The organism is Rhizobium etli 8C-3 (assembly GCF_001908375.1).
Lineage (GTDB): Bacteria > Pseudomonadota > Alphaproteobacteria > Rhizobiales > Rhizobiaceae > Rhizobium > Rhizobium etli_B.
On sequence record NZ_CP017241.1, the window covers coordinates 948120 to 964369 of the forward strand.

Here is a 16250-nt window from a genome sequence, read left to right on the forward strand (position 1 = left end):
AAAATGTCACAGTTTGGCGACCTTGTTGCCGAACTGCCAAATACGGCGCTTGTGTGGCGGAAGAGAGCGACTAAGTTTAACGCGTATCATCCTGTCACATATGCGAGGCCTTTCATGGCGTCGGGATTTTTATCAATTGTCAAAAAAATCATCCGCAAGGGTAATCTGAAGCTCACGCTGGCCAATGGCGAGACATATGCGATTGGCGATGGCAGCGGGGATCTGGTCGTCGTGCGCGTTGCCGACGAGGAGGCGGAGAAGCTTATCCGCCGCGACCCCACCCTCAAGCTCGGCGAAATGTACATGGACGGCCGGTTCATTCTTGAACAGGGCAACATCTACGACTTCCTTTCGATGGTGAAGCAGAACACCACCAACGAAATCTTCGATATTCCGATGGCTGCACTGCTGGTCGGACGCATCGCACTGCAGCAGCTGAAGAGCCGGCTGCCGGTCAATCACAACAAGCGCAATGTCGCGCATCATTACGACCTCTCGGAAAAGCTTTTCGAGCTCTTTCTTGATGAGGATTGGCAATATTCCTGCGCCTATTTCGATCCGCCGGGCATCAGCCTGGAGGAAGCACAAGTCGCCAAGAAGCGGCATATCGCAGCCAAGCTCCTGCTGCAGCCCAACCAGCGCATCCTGGAAATCGGCTCCGGCTGGGGCGGCATGGGGATGTATCTGGCGGAATCGACGCAGGGCGTCGACGTAACCGGCATCACGCTCAGCGAAGAGCAGCTGAAGATCTCGCGCGAGCGCGCCCAAAAGCGCGGTCTCGCCGATCGCGTCCGCTTCGAATTGCAAGATTACCGCACGATGACGGGCATGAAGTTCGACCGCATCGTCTCGGTTGGCATGTTCGAGCATGTCGGCATCGGCAATTTCAACAAGTACTTCCGCAAGGTGCATGAACTTCTCTCCGACGACGGCGTCATGCTCCTTCACTCCATCGCGCGGCCGAAGCCGAGCTTTGCGACAAATGCGTTCATCGAGAAATACATCTTCCCGCAAGGCTACATCCCGTCGATCGGCGAGACGGTTCCTGCAATCGAGAAGGCCGGGTTGTTAATTCGCGATATCGAGGTCCTGCCGCTGCACTATGCCTATACGCTCCGCCATTGGCGCGAGCGCTTCATGGCGCGCAAGGCCGAGGCCGTCGCCCTTTACGACGAGCGCTTCTTCCGGATGTGGGAGTTCTATCTTGCCGGCTCCGAAATAGGCTTCCGCTGGGACGAACTCTTCGTCATGCAGATCCAGGTTTCCAAGAACCAGTATTCGACACCCGACAACCGCAATTACATTGCCGAGAACGAGGCGAAGCTGAAGGAATTCGAGGCCACGCGGCCTGCCCTGGAAAAGGTTGTCTTCTGATATCGCGGCGCGGCTTCGGCTGCGCTTTGTCGACGAAAAGAGGCGTGCAGATGAGCAGTGCATTTCCCCAAATCCATCTTGTCCGCCACGGCGAAACAGAATGGAGCCTCTCCGGCAAACATACCGGCAGAACTGACATCCCGCTGACCCTGAACGGCGAGACGGCCGCCCGCAAACTCGCCGATCGCCTGAAGGGACTGATTGTCTCTGCCGTCTGGTCGAGCCCTTCTCGAAGGGCGGCGAACACCTGCGCCCTTGCCGGTTTCGGCGTAGATGCCGTGATCAAGCCCGATCTTGCCGAATGGGATTATGGTGCCTATGAGGGCGTCACGACGAAGGAAATCCTCGCGGCCCGCCCCGGCTGGCAGCTCTTCCGCGACGGCTGCCCGGACGGAGAAATGGCCGCAGATGTCGGAGCAAGGGCCGACCGGATCATCCGCGAGCTTCGCCAAGCCGGCGCGCCGGTCCTGATTTTCTCCAGCTCCCACTTTCTGCGCGTTCTCGCCGCCCGCTGGCTCGGCCTGCCACCGCAAGACGGCTCGCTTTTCGTGTTCGATACTGCGAGCATCAGCATCTTAGGCTACGAGCACGATCTGACGGAGCCGGTGATCCGGCGCTGGAACCAGCAGTAAGGGACTGTTGCGTTCTGGAGCGGTGTGACGTTGGATTTAACGCTTGTTTCGAGTTCAAGCTCCGGAGCTGCCTATGCGAACACGTCTCGACGATTTCATCAGCAGGATTTCCGCACAGAGGGATATTCTCGATCACATCGCGGCAGGGCAGGCGAGCCTGCCCGATGGACCAATACTGGAAATCGGCCTTGGCAATGGCAGGACTTACAGCCATTTGCGGGTGCGCTTCCCGGGTCGGCACATCATCGCGTTCGATCGCGAAAACGGCGCGCATGGAAGCTGCCGGCCCGACGACGACGATGTCGTCATCGGCGACATCGCCGAGACTTGCCTGAGTTATACTGGCACCAGGGCAGCCGTCGTTCATGCCGATATCGGAACCGGCTATCGAGAGCAGGATGCAATCATCCGCGAGTGGCTGCCGTCGCGCGTGGTCGCGGTGCTGGCCCATGACGGGTTTGCAGCAAGCGGCCTGGAACTGAAGCATCCCGAACTGGAGGAAATGCCGCTGCCGGCGTCCGTGGAGAGCGGCCGCTATTTTCTCTATCGGCGAAGGTGAACAGGCCATGACGCTATTGACCCGCGCCTTTGCCGGTCGCTAGATGGCCCCATGCAACAGATTGGCTTTAACGGGCGCGTTGCCGATGCGCCCTCGGACAATTGGGTTTACCGGATTTTGCCTCCGTGGGTCTGGCCGTATGCGCAGCTTGCGCGCTGGGACAGGCCGATCGGCTGGCAGCTCCTGATGTGGCCCTGCTTCTGGTCGGTGGCGCTTGCCGCAAATGTGGCCGCAAAACAAGGCCTGTTTTCCGGCTCGCAGACGCTGGTTCACCTGTTTCTCTACTTCATCGGCGCCGTCGCCATGCGCGGGGCCGGCTGTACCTACAACGATCTTGTCGATCACAGGATCGACATGGAGGTCGCACGCACCCGCTCGCGGCCCCTGCCTTCGGGACGCGTCACGCGCACCCAGGCAAAGATCTTCATGGTGCTTCAGGCGCTTGCCGGTCTTCTGGTGCTTCTGCAGTTCAACTGGTTTGCAGTCATTCTTGGCGTGCTGTCGATCGCCATCGTCGCGCTCTATCCATTTGCCAAGCGCTTCACGGACTGGCCGCAATTTTTTCTGGGGCTTGCCTTTTCCTGGGGTGCGCTGATGGGCTGGGCTGGCATATTCGCCGGCCTGTCTTTCGCTGCGATTGCGCTCTACCTTTCTTCCGTTGCCTGGACGATCGGCTACGACACGATTTATGCGCATCAGGACAAGGAAGACGACGAATTGATTGGCGTGCGTTCCACTGCGCGGCTTTTCGGCGATCGGACGCGACAGTGGCTGATCGGCCTTTATGGCGCAACACTGGTCCTGATGATGCTCGCCTTTGTTTTGGCCGGCGTCGGTTTCGCGGCCTATCTCGGGCTGTTGACTGCCACCGGCATGTTCGCCTGGCAGATCGCCAGGCTCGACATCACCGATGCGACGCAATGCCTGGCGCTTTTCAAGTCGAACAACCGTGTCGGGCTGATTATCTTTACGGGACTGATCGTCTCGCTTTTCTTCCGCCTTGCCTGATTGAAACGAAAAAACCCGGCATTGGGCCGGGTTTCAGATTGGGTCATTCGCCGAATTCTTAATTGCGGGCGATAATTTCCTTGCCTTCGATCTTCATTGTCACGCCGAGCTTGCCGGTCGTGCGGCGCACGAGGAAGCGCGGACGGCGGTTGGCGAAATAGGAATGGCGCCGGCGCGGTTTCATGTGACTGGTACGCAAATCACCGAGGTGCTCCTCGAGCGGGCGTGCAATGCCGTCGGCCTCCACCATCAGCATCGGAATGCGGAATGCCTCCGACCAGCCCCGCCAGTCGGCCGCGATATCGCAGAGATCGTGGGCGACAAGCAGCGGAACGCAGAGATCAGGATCTTCGTGGTGCAATTCAAGCGTTACGGTCACTTCCCCGTTGCCGTGGTCGATCGCCCGGGCTGCAACGCCTTTGAAGGCACGCTTCGGCAGGGCAACGGAAAGCGGCAGGCCGCTGGAGGGAAGGGTCTTGCGGAGGACGGCGCCGCGTTCATCGATCGTTATGCTGACGTCACTTGTGGAGTCGTGGATGGCGTAGCTGACCTGCTGGGGAAAGCGCGACGGATCGAGACGCAGTGTCGTTCCAGCCCAAGCGGGCTTCATAACGGTGTTGTTCATTTTCATTTCTACCCTTGTCTTACCTGAGAGCCGGTTTCCGGTCTTCTCCTCGGGGCTTTTTCGCCCTCTACGCCCCGACAATAGGCGGGCCCCCTTCCGGACCACTTAAAATTTGCGGTTAAGAAAACTTTGCCTTCCCCGATGGTTATCAAAAACCAATGTGGCAGGGTTTCCGGACCATGAACGGACCGGAAAGGATGGCTGCGCCAAAGCGGAACAGCGTCGGGTAAGTCTCGAGTAAGCTTTGCATGGCAGAATGCACGCAGGATCCTGCATTATTCTTTTAGGTTTTGCTGTTTAAGGGCGCATTCATGATTTCCGCCTCCGTTGCCTACGCGATCATAAGTCGTGACCCGAAGACGAGTCTCGATCGCATTGCCTCGCAGGCGACGGTCAAACGGGACGCCGACTACTACGCCGAGAATATCAACAAGGTGAAGGACGTCGACGACTTCCTCGGCAACTACAAGCTCTACAGCTACGCGATGAAGGCCTATGGCCTCGACGACATGACCTATGCCAGGGCCTTCATGAAAAAGGTGCTGGAAAGCGACCTTACCGACCCCGACAGTTTCGCCAACAAGCTTTCGGACCAGCGCTACAAGCAGTTCGCGGCGGCTTTCAATTTCAATGCGCCGAAGCCCGATGCACAGACGGATGCGCAGGAAGACGACCTGATCGACAGGTATAACGCATCCTTCACCGATCAGGAAAAGCAGGCGATCAAGGACACCGACTACTACAGCGCGACGATCGCTGAGGTCCAGACAGTCGATGATCTCGTCAATGATACGCGGCTGCGCACCTATGTGCTGAAGACATTCGGCATCGATGCGACCTACGCGTCCAAAGAGTTTCTGCGCGATGTGCTGACCAGCGATCTCAACGATCCGAACAGCGTGGTGAACCTTCAGGGCGGTGAGAAGTACCAGGCGCTCGCTTTGCAGTTCAGTTTCAATGCAGACGGGACGGTGAATGGCTCGGCCCAGACCGCGACACAGAAAAACACGGTCATGGAGCAGTACAATCTGAATTCATCGACCGTCATCATCGACAACGAGATATTTCCCGATATCGTCTATACGACGAAGGCCGCTGCCGACTACAACAAGACCTATTACGAATCCAAGATCAAGACGATCACCAACGTTGACAGCCTCATCGCCGACGAGCGCCTGACGGACTACATCAAGGCTGCTTACAGTCTTGGGCCGAGCAGCTTCGGCACCGACTTGAGCGACACGGCCTTGAAGCAAATCCTTGTCGATCCGGCCTATGCCAATATGATGGACGCCACGGCTGTCCATCAGGCCTTCAGCTTTGAGGCTGATGGAAGCGTCCTCGGGCCTGACGGCCCCCAGTCGGATTCGCTGATCCAGGCAACGTCGGTAAACTACATGGCCCGTTACGATGACGAGGCGAAAGCCGCCATCGAGGAGATCGTCGCCAATTACAAGACGCGCATGTCCGATACCAGGACAATGGACAATTTCTCCGACATCGACAGCATCAACGATTTTCTGAAGACCAACAAGACCGGCGATCTGGACAAGACGAACGACGATCTGCCCGATCTCTATCAGGTTGCGCTTCAGGCTTACGGCTTGACGCAGGAAGAAGTGTCGAAATCGGTGATGCGCAAGCTGCTGGCAAGCGATCCTTACGACCCTGCGGGCTATGTCGCATCCTTCAAGGACGATCGGGTCACGCAATTGGCGAGAGCCTTCAATTTCGATGGCGAAGGTAACGCATCGATCCAGCTGCAGGCATTATCGCCCGCCGCGATGGCCAAATATGCGACGAACTACAAGTCACATGTCACCATGCTGATGAAGGACGGTCCCCTGAAGGACAAGGCATCCAAAGATGCGACCGAGGAAGTCGACTATTTCGCAAAGACCATGGAATCGGTGCAGTCTCTCGATGATTTCCTGGAGGACGACCGCTTGACCGGTCTCATTCTCAAGTCTGTCGGTCTCGATCCGAAGGACTACGACGAAGAGACGCTGCGGAAGATTTTCACATCCGATCCCGACGATGCAAACAGCTATCTGAACACCAAGGCGGACTCGAAATTCAAGAATATCGTCGCCGACTTTAACTTCGACACGGCCGGCAATCTCACGCGCGCCAAGCTGGGCATCGTCCAGGATCGGGGTGCGCTCGATCGCACGCAGGATGCCTATCTGCAGCAGACGCTCGAGACGCAGGAAGGCGAGACGAACGATGGCACCCGCTTGGCGCTTTACTTCGCCCGCAAGGCACCCGATATCACCTCGCTCTATTCCATCCTAGGCGACAAGGCGCTCTTCCAGGTCGTCACCACCGCCTACAACCTGCCGAGCCAGATCTCCAGCATGGATGTCGACAAGCAGGTTGCGCTTCTCGAAAAGTTCGTTGACCTCAAGGATCTCGGCGACTCGAAGAAAGTCGACAAGCTGGTGAAGCGGTTCACGGCGATGTACGACATCCAGAACGTGACGACCCAATCGCCGGCGCTTCAGATTCTGACGGGTGGCGGTTAAACCGCCACGTTCTTACTCAACGCTGACCACTTTCCCTGGGTTCATGATGTTTGCCGGATCAAAGGCACGCTTGATGCGACGCATCAGGTCGATCTCGATGGCAGGGCGGATCGCGGCGAGCTCGTCGCGCTTGAGCTGGCCAATGCCGTGCTCTGCCGAGATCGAGCCGCTGTGTGCCAGAACGATGCCGTGCACAATCTTGTTCATCTCATGCCACCGGCCGATGAAGGCGTCCTTGTCGGCGCCGACCGGTTGGGAGATGTTATAATGGATATTGCCGTCGCCCATGTGGCCGAAGGCGCATATGCGGGCGCCGGGCATGGCTGCCATGACGGCGTCGCCGGCCTCGTGCATGAAATGCGGGATCTTCGAAACCGGAACGGACACGTCGTGCTTGATCGAACCGCCTTCGGGCTTTTGAGCTTCCGACATGCTCTCGCGCATATGCCACAGCGCCTTCTGCTGCGCGACGGACGAGGCAATCGCCGCGTCCTGCACCAGCCCCGCCTCAAACCCTTGTTCGAGTAGCGCATTCATCATCCGCTCGGCGGTTTCGGCCGAATCCGAGGTCGAGATGTCGATCAGCACATACCACGGGTACGCCGCTTCCAGCGGATCGCGCACGCCCTCGATATGTTTGGCGGTGATCTCGACACCGAACCGCGGCATCAGCTCGAAGCCGGTCAGCGAGGTGCCGCAAAGGCTGCCCGCCAGATTGAAAAGGGCAAGCGCCTCCTCCACGGAGTTCAGTCCTGCAAAGGCGACCTGATGGCCGAGCGGCTGCGGGTAAAGCTTGAGGACGGCGCCGGTAATGATGCCGAGCGTGCCTTCGGCCCCGATGAAGAGATCGCGAAGGTCGTAGCCCGTATTGTCCTTCTTCAGGCGACGAAGGCCATCCCAGATTTCGCCGGTCGGCAGCACGACTTCGAGGCCAAGGCAAAGCTGGCGCACGTTTCCATAGGCCAGCACCGCAGTTCCGCCGGCGTTCGTCGACAGGTTGCCGCCGATGCGGCAGGAGCCTTCGGCGCCGAGCGAGAGCGGGAAAAGTCTGCCATGCGCCTCGGCTGCCTTCTGCACCTCGGCGAGGATTGCGCCGCCGTCGGCAACCAGCACGTTCGCCACCGGATCGACGTCGCGGATCCTGTTCATCCGCTCGAGCGAGACAATGATGTCCGATTTGCCCTCGCGCGGCGTCTGGCCGCCGACCAGGCCGGTATTGCCCGTCTGCGGCACGACCGCAGTTCCGGTTTGCGTCGCAAGCTTCAGGATGGCCGAAACCTCCTCGACATTCGCGGGCCTGAGCAGGAGAGGAGAGGAACCGTGATAGAGGCCTCGGTTCTCAATCAGGTGCGGGGCAAGCTCGGCCTCGCTGCGCAGCGCGTATTTCTCGCCGACGATTGCAGCAAAACGGTCGAGAACTTCGGGGGAGACGCTGGCGCTCATCGAGCTCATTCCTTCCTTGTTATTCGCGCGGCGCGGCAGCACGCCGCAAGCGGTCGTTGATCGCTTCGCCAAGACCCTCGTCCGGTATTGGCGAAAAGGCGATCGTCGCTGCGCCGCTGGCATCGGCTTTCTTCATGTAGTCGAAAAGATTGGCAGCCGCCTCCGCCAGATCGCCACAGGGGCTGAGGTTGAGCACGAGGGCCGCATCGCTTGCGCCCGCGACATCGACCGCGCCGAAGGCAATCAGGGCCTCGTCGGTTTTGACAGCCGCGGCATCGAGACGGACATTGGCACCGGGCGCATAATGCGAGGCGAGCATGCCGGGAGCCTCGATTGCCGCCGATGCCTTGCCGGCACGCTGCAGCCGCTTGCCGGCAACGCGCTCGATCTCGGAAGCCGGCAGCCCACCCGGCCGCAGCAGTTTCAGCTCGCCGTCCTCGACCTTGACGATGGTGGATTCGACACCGACCGTGCTGGCGCCTGCATCGACGATGAGCCGGATCTTTTCGCCGAGATCGGCGTCGACATGGTCTGCGCTGGTGGCGCTGATCCTGCCCGATGTGTTGGCGCTCGGTGCGGCGAGCGGTTTGCCGAAGGCGCGGATCAGATCGCCTGCAAACCCCTTGGGCACGCGGATCCCGACCGTGTCCAGGCCGGCCGTTGCAAGCGGATGGATCCGGCTCTTGGCCTTCAGGGGCAGGACGAGCGTCAGCGGGCCCGGCCAGAAGGCTTCGGCCAGTGCGCGCGAGAGCGGATCGAACTGCGCATAGTCTTCCGCCATCGCCAGGTCGCTCATATGGCAGATCAGCGGATTGAAGCGGGGGCGGCCCTTGGTCTCGTAGATACGGGTTATCGCCGCCGCATTGGTGGCGTCGGCAGCAAGGCCGTAGACGGTCTCAGTCGGGATGGCGACCGGAAAGCCTTCCGAGAGCACGCTCGACGCCGTTTGCAGCGCCTCGTGTCGATGTTGTGCGATGTCGATTATGCGTGCCATGTACCGCCCGTTGTTCCAGGCAGTCCCATAGGCCTTTGAAAGCCTGCGATCAATATCAGAGCTGGCGGATGATTTCGCGAAGCTGTTCGTTGCGGGCGCCAAGCAGAAGCACATTCCGGATGGCTACCTGCGGATCGTCGGTTCTGAAGAGCACGCCGTTGCCGCGAACGGAGCGGTCGATCGTCATCTTCTCCGGCGTATGCTCGCCGGGCTTGATTGCGACGGCGAAATACATGCGTGAATATTTGATATCGATATGATGGAAGAAATTGTCGTTGTCGCCGATGTCCGCGTAGAAATTGGCGATATAGAAGGCCCAGCTGACCTCTTCGTAGCGCGCGAATTTCGTCCGGGCTGCCGTGACATGGCAATAGCCGAGATGCGGGCTGTCGGCGAGCGTCCGGTGGAACACCATCTTGGGGAACTGGATCGTGCGGTGGAAGCCATTGATCTGCTGATGCGCCCTGATGCCTGCCGTTTGCAGTTTCCGGCCGGTTTTCTCGCTTACTTCATGGTAGCTCAGGTAGCGGCGTTCTTCGGCGAGCCAATGGGCACGATCGCGGGTGATCTTGCCGGTGCGGAGAAATTCGGAATGCGGCGCTGCAGGTTTCTTGTCCTGCGGCCTGGCATCTCCCTTGGCGTCGAAATAGCGAAGTTTCGCCATGGTTCGCATTCCATCTGCTTGTTCAATAAGGGAAACATAGAAGTTTATGCTTAATGGCCTGTTAAAGCGCGCGTCTTGTGCATGATGTCGGGAGCATGTGGCGAAAGGGAGTCGCAGATGCGACAATGACGGGGAATGCGGGTGGATTGTGCGGGTCAGGTTTGAGTTTGTCGGATGTCGCATTTGAAGGTTCTGTGGCGAAAGGGGAAAATCGCGTTGCCTCGCCACGCTGTCGTCAATTTCGAAGCCGATGTCGCATTACAACCAAGCGGCAGTCATGGCCGGTGTTTAAATGACGCCATGATAGTTCTCCCGCATGGAGAAGAAGCGGGCGCTTCCATCCCGCCTTCGCGGCGGCAGCCTATGGCACGAGGATAAACAGATGGATATTCGCAACAACGTTTTGCGGCAACTCAAGAACCGGCGCGCAGGCTTCAGCCTTGAGCAGCCCTTTTATATCGACGAAGATTATTTCAAGCTCGATATGGAGATGATCTATTATCGGGACTGGCTGTTCATGGGCCATGATTGCGAATTGCCCAAGCCCGGCGCCTATTTCACGGTTCAGATCGGCCAGTATCCCGTAGTGATCGTACGCGGCCGCGACAACGTCATCCGCGCCTTCCACAACAGTTGCCGCCACCGCGGCTCGCGTGTCTGCACGAAGGAGCACGGCTCGTCGGTGCGCCTTGTCTGTCCCTATCACCAATGGGCTTACGACCTCGACGGCAAGCTTGCCTTCGCCCGCCACATGGGCGACGATTTCGACAAGAGCGGCTACAGCCTGAAGCCCGTGCACTGCGAGAGCTTTGCGGGCTACATCTTCATCTGCCTGGCAGAAAAGGCACCGGACTTCCAGCCGATTCGCGACGTGGTCAGCCCCTATCTGCTCCCCCACCGACTGAGCGAAGGCAAGATCGCCTTCCAGAGCACCATTATCGAGAAGGGCAACTGGAAGCTCGTTTGGGAAAACAACCGCGAGTGCTACCATTGTGCCGCCAACCATCCGGAACTCTGCCGCACCTATCCGGAAGCCCCGAGCGTCACCGGCACGGACGGTGGCGCCGACGACCCGGAGATCGCCGGTCACTGGGCGCGCTGCGAGGCGGCCGGCCTTCCGAGCAGGTTCCAGATCTCGCCGGACGGCCAGTTCCGCGCCGCCCGCATGCCGCTGATCGAAGATGCCGAAAGCTACACCATGTCCGGCAAGAGTGCCGTCAAGCGTCCGCTTTCGGAGGATGTGAAGATCGACCGCATCGGTACCATGCTGCTTTTCCACTATCCGACGACCTGGAATCATTTGCTCGGCGACCACGCGATCTCGTTCCGCGTCTTGCCGCTCAGTGCCAACGAGACAGCCGTCACGACGAAGTGGATCGTGCACAAGGACGCCGTCGAAGGCGTGGACTACAATATCGAGGAACTCACGCACGTCTGGACGGAAACCAACGATCAGGACCGCCGCATCGTCGAAGAGAATGCCTTCGGCATCCACTCGCCGGCCTATGAGCCCGGTCCGTACTCGATGCTTCATGAAGGGGGCGTGATGCAGTTCCTCGAGTGGTATTCGACCTTCATGGTGAACCGCCTCCAGGGTGACCGGTCGAAGCTTTCCGACGTCGCCTGATGTTTCCCGTTCCAATTGCGGAAAATGAATCGGTTAATCCCCGGTTCATTTGCCTTGCGGTAGAAGGTCAGCCCGTGCCGAACCGCTCGTGTGGGGAAGAAACCCATACGTTACCGGCGAAGCCAGATTCGCGCCTTGGGGATTGGAGAATACAATGAACGTGTTCAGTAAGAGAATTGCGAGTGCCGTCTTTTCCGCCGCTGTTGTCCTGACGAGCTTCGTGCCGTCGCAGGCCATTCAGATGCCGGCAGCACCGCAGGTGGAAAAATCCTCGGACGTACACAACGTTCAGTACCGCCGTTACTATCGCCCGGGCTATCGTCCCGGCTACTATCCCGGTTACCGGCCCGCATATCGCGATGGTTACTACGGCGGCTATCGCGGCTATCGCTATTCGCGCCCTGGCTATCGTCACTATAACGGCTACTGGTATCCGCTGGCTGCTTTCGGTGCCGGCGCCATCATCGGCGGGGCGATCGCCTCGCAGCCGCGCTACGTAGCCCCGCCGGCCTATAGTGGCGGCGGCGGACACGTCGCCTGGTGTGCAAACCGCTACCGTTCATACCGTGCTTACGACAATACGTTCCAGCCCTACAACGGTCCGCGTCAGCAATGCTATTCGCCTTATAGCTAAGGCGTGATCCGATTTTTAAACCCAGCGGCCCGGCGGCAGAACCGCCGGGCTTTTAGCGCGCGTCAAGACGATCGAGTGCACGTAGCTTTGTGACCTTGTCCGACGAAGTGCGATCCGGCACGCAAAGCGCCCATCCACAGCAGTCACTTTGCACTATTTCGATATGCGGCCATGACAGCAGTTCGCACACAGCAAATTTTCTTGTCAAAGTATATTGACCCGCTTCAGCAGCCACCAGGCAAGCAGCACTGAAGCGACAAGGAGCGCCACCGCGTACTCCGTCCCGCCAGGTCCTTCGGCGAAGGGTAGATTTGCCGTATTCATGCCGAAGAAGCCAGTCACCAGAGTTGGCGGCAGAAGGAAGGCGGTCATGATCGAAAGGATGTAGAGGTGACGGTTGGTCTCGGAGGACTGCTTGGAATCGATTTCCTCGTGCAGCAAGCGGGCGCGTTCCTGCAATGCATAGATATCGTGGTCGACTGATTCCAGCCTGTTCGTTAGCCGGCCGGCGATATCCTCGAAGCCGAAGGGCATCTCGTCCTCGTCGGAGGCCGAGGCACGCCGCATGAGCGTCAACAGGTTTCTGAGGTGCCGGTGGAGGCGCACGATGGTGCGCCGTACCGGCGCCAGCCGCCGCCGCTCATCGCGCGAAACATTGTCGTAGACGAAGTCTTCGATGAGGTTCAGCTCTTCGGTAAGCTCCATGACAACGGATATCAGCGTGCGCTGAAACTCGATCACCAGCAGTTCGAAGAGGTCCACCGGCCGGGAGAATTTGGCCGGATTCTTCTCGATCATCGCACGCGCCCGCTCGACACTGCGCAGCGGCTGCAGGCGTGTGGTGATGATGAAGCGGTCGGAGATGGCGAAATGCAGCCAGCCGAGATCGTTGGTGTCCTGATCGAATTCACGCTGGCAATCGATGAGCGTACCGAAGAGCATCTGTTCGTCCACGGTGAGCGCTGCATGCGTATCGCGCGTTGTGAGAGCTGTTCTGGCATCTTCGGAAAGGCCCTCCAGCGTTTCGAGCAGGGCAGGGACCCGCGCATCGGCGAGGTTGAGATGCAGCCAGTAAAAGCCGTTGACGGACACCAGTTCTGCCGGAAACGCGCTGTTGTGCAGGCGAAGTGCCTTGCCGCCTGCTGCCGGGAAACTGTAGGCCCAGACGAGGCCGGGTATATTGGCAGGCAACGTATCCATCGGTCGCGATCCTTTCGATGCGATCAGTCTGTTTAGAGATTCTCCATGACCGTTGTTTGTGCAAGTGTGAAGATCTGCGAGCGGCAAGATGTCGTCAATTCTGACAGGTCGAATTCGAAATTGACGTTTACGTAAAAATCAATTAGCTCTTCCACCGGAGGCTCGGAATCACGGTTCCATTCGAAATGCGAGGAGATGACATGTACAAGGCGCCCGTCGAGGACATCGCGTTTACTCTGAGACACGTCGCAGGGTTGAGCGAGGCGATCGAAAAAGGCCTGCTCGGTGACCTCAGCGAGGATCTCGTCGATGCAATTTTGGGCGAAGCCGGTCGTTTCGCGACCGAAGAAATCGCCCCGCGGGCCGAGATCGGCGACAGGCAGGGTGCTCGTCTGGTCGACGGCGAAGTGAAGACCCCGGATGGATGGACGAAACTCTATAAGGATTGGACCGCAGGCGGCTGGAACGGACTGACGGGCCCCGAAGAATATGGTGGCCAGGGGCTACCCAACATGCTGAACGTCGCCGCTCTTGAAATGTGGAATTCCGGCGCTACCGCCTTCGCGCTCTGCCCGACGCTGACGATGGGCGCGGTCGAGGCACTGAGCACCCACGGTAGCCCGGAACTTCGGCAAAAATACCTGGCGAAGCTCATCTCCGGCGAGTGGACTGCCACCATGAACCTCACCGAGCCGCATGCCGGGTCGGACGTTGGTGCGCTGACGAGCCGGGCCGATCGGCGCGAGGACGGCACCTATCGCCTGTTCGGCCAGAAGATATTCATCACCTGGGGCGAGCACGACGCTACGGACAACATCATCCATCTCGTCCTCGCCCGTCTGCCTGATGCACCGGCCGGCACGCGCGGCATTTCGCTGTTCCTCGTGCCGAAGTTCCTTGTCAACGACGATGGCTCGCTCGCTCGCCGCAACGACGTCTTCTGCCATTCGCTGGAACACAAGATGGGCATCCACGGATCGCCCACCTGCACGATGATCTATGGAGACGGCAGGTTCGGCGGCGAGAGGGGGGCGGTCGGCTGGCTCGTGGGCGAAGAGAACAAGGGTCTCAACTGCATGTTCACGATGATGAACAATGCCCGCCTGACGGTCGGCATGCAGGGGGTGGCGATCGCTGAAGCCGCGACGCAAAAGGCGATCGCCTATGCCATGGAGCGCAAGCAGGGCAGGGCGCCCGGCTGGAGCGGCAACGGCATGAGCCCGATCATCGAACATCCCGACGTTGCCCGAATGCTGCTGACGATGAAGGCGCTGACGCAGGGCTCCCGCGCCATCTCCTATGCCTGCGCCCACGCGATCGACATGTCGCATCGCGTGGGCAAAGACCGGCAGCATTGGCAGGAACGCGCTGCGCTTCTGACGCCGATCGCCAAGTCGTTCGCCACCGATGCCGGCGTCGACGTCGCCTCGCTCGGCGTTCAGGTCCATGGTGGCATGGGCTTCATCGAGGAGACGGGCGCTGCCCGCTTGCTGCGCGACGCTCGGATCGCGCCGATCTACGAAGGCACCAACGGTATCCAGGCGATCGATCTCGTCACCCGCAAGCTACAGCTTTCGAACGGCGATCACGTGAAGGGCTTGCTGGCCGAACTTCGCGATATCGCCGATCAGGTGGGTAGCTCCAATCTCGATGGCTTCGGCAAAACGGCAGCGCGGCTCGGCTCGGCCATCGCCGATCTGGAACAGGCAACCGGCTGGCTTTTGAAGGTGCAGGCAGATGGCAGGATGGCCGAGGCGCTTTCGGGGGCGACGCCCTATCAGCGCCTCTTCGGGCTCGTCCTGACCGGCTCCTACCTCGCCAAAGGCGGGCTTGCCAGGGTATCTGACGGTGCGGACGAAAGCCGCATTGCGCTTTGCCGTTTTGCCGCCGAAAATCTGCTGTCGGAAACCGCAGCCTTGAAGGATCGCGTCATCAACGGCGCAGACAGTCTCGCGGCTGCCCGCGTCGCTCTTGCCTGAGGATCATCATGTCCGACCACATCATCGTTGAACAATCCACTGCCCATCCCGGCGTGCAGATCATTCGCTTCAACCGCCCGGAAAAGAAAAATGCGATCACCCGTGCCATGTACGTGCGGATGACCGAAGCGCTGAAGAACGCGAACGAGGACATCACCATCCGGGCGACGGTATTCCTCGGAACGGAAGGCGCTTTTTGCGCGGGTAACGACATTGGTGACTTCCTTGCGGCTGCAACGGGAGGGTCCCTTGGCCGGGAGCTTCTCGATTTCCTCAATGCGCTCGTCAATGCCGAAAAGCCTTTGGTTTCCGGCGTCGATGGGCTGGCGATCGGCATCGGCACGACGATGCACATGCATTGCGATTTGACAGTCGCCTCCGACCGCAGCCAGTTTCGCACACCCTTCGTCGATCTGGCGCTGGTGCCCGAAGCTGCCTCCAGCTTGCTTGCGCCGCGCATCATGGGTCATCAGCGCGCCTTCGCCCTGCTCGCTGCAGGTGAAGCATTCTCCGCGAAGGAGGCAAAGGATGCCGGGCTGGTCTGGAAGGTTTGCTCCGCGCCGTACGTTGAATCGCTAACCCTTGCGGCCGCCGCAGAACTCGCCCTCAAGCCGCCGGAGGCCCTGAAGATTGCTCGTGATCTCATCCGCGGCGACCGTGCCGAGATTACTGCGCGCATCGATGACGAGGCCCGGCATTTTGCCGCACAGTTGAAGAGCGCAGAAGCCCGCGCGGCTTTCGAGGCCTTCATGCGCCGCTGATGTCGGACAAGGGCTTCTTGCCGGATTTTAAGCCTGTCTCAAGCAAACCCCTAATAATCAGCGGCTGCCGAGCTGATTCTTTCGGTCGGTCGTCCAGGTGCATGAGGCGCCTTGCGCAGCCGGCGTGATCACCTTCTTCAGATGTCCTGACGAAGCAGTTCGTCATTGCCGCTTTCGGCAGACTACGATCCGCCCAAGCGCCCCTGGTATCGGGACGCAGCCAAG

At 59.6% G+C, this 16250-nt stretch carries 14 protein-coding genes; 9 read left to right on the forward strand and 5 right to left on the reverse strand.

Annotated features, from left to right (window positions below):
* Positions 1 to 114: 114 nt before the first annotated feature.
* From AM571_RS04765 to ubiA, 4 genes are all read left to right on the forward strand, one after another.
* Positions 115 to 1374, forward strand: coding sequence for an SAM-dependent methyltransferase (locus AM571_RS04765; protein WP_074060420.1), 1260 nt, complete (start codon positions 115 to 117; stop codon positions 1372 to 1374).
* A gap of 50 nt (positions 1375 to 1424) precedes the next feature.
* Positions 1425 to 2006, forward strand: a complete 582-nt coding sequence (locus tag AM571_RS04770; protein ID WP_074060421.1) for a histidine phosphatase family protein — start codon at positions 1425 to 1427, stop codon at positions 2004 to 2006.
* 73 nt (positions 2007 to 2079) lie between these two features.
* Complete coding sequence (locus tag AM571_RS04775; RefSeq protein ID WP_074060422.1) at positions 2080 to 2565, forward strand: class I SAM-dependent methyltransferase; 486 nt, start codon at positions 2080 to 2082, stop codon at positions 2563 to 2565.
* A gap of 51 nt (positions 2566 to 2616) precedes the next feature.
* On the forward strand, positions 2617 to 3573 hold the full coding sequence (gene ubiA / locus AM571_RS04780; protein ID WP_074060423.1) for a 4-hydroxybenzoate octaprenyltransferase: 957 nt from the start codon (positions 2617 to 2619) through the stop codon (positions 3571 to 3573).
* Between the two features lie 58 nt (positions 3574 to 3631).
* On the opposite strand, the gene AM571_RS04785 is transcribed toward ubiA, so the two are convergent.
* Entirely contained in the window at positions 3632 to 4198 is a 567-nt protein-coding gene (locus tag AM571_RS04785) for a DUF6101 family protein (protein ID WP_074063068.1), read from the reverse strand.
* A gap of 311 nt (positions 4199 to 4509) precedes the next feature.
* On the opposite strand from AM571_RS04785, the gene AM571_RS04790 reads away from it, so the two are divergent.
* Positions 4510 to 6723 carry a DUF1217 domain-containing protein gene (locus AM571_RS04790; protein ID WP_074063070.1) on the forward strand — a complete coding sequence of 738 codons (2214 nt, stop codon included), beginning with the start codon at positions 4510 to 4512 and terminating at the stop codon, positions 6721 to 6723.
* 12 nt (positions 6724 to 6735) lie between these two features.
* Here AM571_RS04790 and AM571_RS04795 read toward each other — a convergent pair whose 3' ends face one another.
* The 3 genes from AM571_RS04795 to AM571_RS04805 are packed head-to-tail and all read right to left on the reverse strand — an operon-like array spanning position 6736 to position 9824.
* On the reverse strand, positions 6736 to 8166 hold the full coding sequence (locus tag AM571_RS04795) for an FAD-binding oxidoreductase (protein ID WP_074063069.1): 1431 nt from the start codon (positions 8164 to 8166) through the stop codon (positions 6736 to 6738).
* Between the two features lie 19 nt (positions 8167 to 8185).
* Complete coding sequence (locus AM571_RS04800) at positions 8186 to 9160, reverse strand: L-threonylcarbamoyladenylate synthase (RefSeq protein WP_074060424.1); 975 nt, start codon at positions 9158 to 9160, stop codon at positions 8186 to 8188.
* Between the two features lie 55 nt (positions 9161 to 9215).
* A complete protein-coding gene (locus AM571_RS04805) occupies positions 9216 to 9824 on the reverse strand; it encodes a DUF6656 family protein (protein ID WP_074060425.1) in 609 nt (202 codons plus the stop codon).
* A gap of 382 nt (positions 9825 to 10206) precedes the next feature.
* Between AM571_RS04805 and AM571_RS04810 the strand changes: the two genes are divergently transcribed.
* Together AM571_RS04810 and AM571_RS04815 are read left to right on the forward strand one after the other, a co-directional pair.
* Entirely contained in the window at positions 10207 to 11451 is a 1245-nt protein-coding gene (locus AM571_RS04810) for an aromatic ring-hydroxylating oxygenase subunit alpha (RefSeq protein WP_074063071.1), read from the forward strand.
* A 154-nt stretch (positions 11452 to 11605) separates the two neighbouring features.
* Positions 11606 to 12085, forward strand: a complete 480-nt coding sequence (locus tag AM571_RS04815; RefSeq protein WP_074060426.1) for a BA14K family protein — start codon at positions 11606 to 11608, stop codon at positions 12083 to 12085.
* 204 nt (positions 12086 to 12289) lie between these two features.
* Here AM571_RS04815 and AM571_RS04820 read toward each other — a convergent pair whose 3' ends face one another.
* Positions 12290 to 13285, reverse strand: a complete 996-nt coding sequence (locus AM571_RS04820) for a transporter (protein ID WP_074060427.1) — start codon at positions 13283 to 13285, stop codon at positions 12290 to 12292.
* Between the two features lie 200 nt (positions 13286 to 13485).
* On the opposite strand from AM571_RS04820, the gene AM571_RS04825 reads away from it, so the two are divergent.
* Together AM571_RS04825 and AM571_RS04830 are read left to right on the forward strand one after the other, a co-directional pair.
* Positions 13486 to 15264: an acyl-CoA dehydrogenase gene (locus AM571_RS04825; RefSeq protein WP_074060428.1), complete on the forward strand. Its 1779-nt coding sequence runs from the start codon at positions 13486 to 13488 to the stop codon at positions 15262 to 15264.
* A gap of 8 nt (positions 15265 to 15272) precedes the next feature.
* The gene (locus AM571_RS04830) at positions 15273 to 16025 is read left to right on the forward strand and encodes a crotonase/enoyl-CoA hydratase family protein (protein ID WP_074060429.1); all 753 of its coding nucleotides are present in this window, start codon (positions 15273 to 15275) and stop codon (positions 16023 to 16025) included.
* Positions 16026 to 16250: the final 225 nt, after the last annotated feature.